1 protein-coding gene is annotated in these 354 nt (G+C 49.7%); it reads left to right on the top strand.

The genetic code is table 11. The features are described 5' to 3' along the window. The coding region (locus MJX74_RS21520) for an IS630 family transposase (RefSeq protein ID WP_240225069.1) at nt 1–345 on the top strand (345 nt) is incomplete at its 5' end. Between the last annotated feature and the right edge of the window lie 9 nt (nt 346–354).

Below are 354 nucleotides of genomic sequence, written 5' to 3'. Positions count from 1 at the left end.
GGCTCAATGAGTAAAAGCTCAGAGCTGTTTATCAGCCTGATGAACAAGCTGAAACGGCAGTACCGGCGGGCTAAGACCATTACGCTGGTGGTGGATAACTACATTATCCACAAGAGCCGCAAGACATCGGCGTGGCTGAGGAATAACCCGAAGTTCGTGTTGTTATTCCAACCAGTTTACAGCCCGTGGGTTAACAAAATAGAGAAGCTGTGGCATGCCTTGCACGAAACCATCACACGCAACCACTGCTGCAAAACGATGGATGATTTACTGGAGCAGGTTGAGCACTTTATGGATAACGCAGTGCCGTTTCCGGGCGACGGTCATGGTTTACAACGGGTGTAGCAGAGTTAG

It is taken from the genome of Rheinheimera hassiensis, from assembly GCF_022436675.1.
Lineage (GTDB): Bacteria > Pseudomonadota > Gammaproteobacteria > Enterobacterales > Alteromonadaceae > Alishewanella > Alishewanella hassiensis.
Note: the sequence above shows the minus strand (reverse complement) of the source record. Positions and strands in the feature narration are given on the sequence as shown.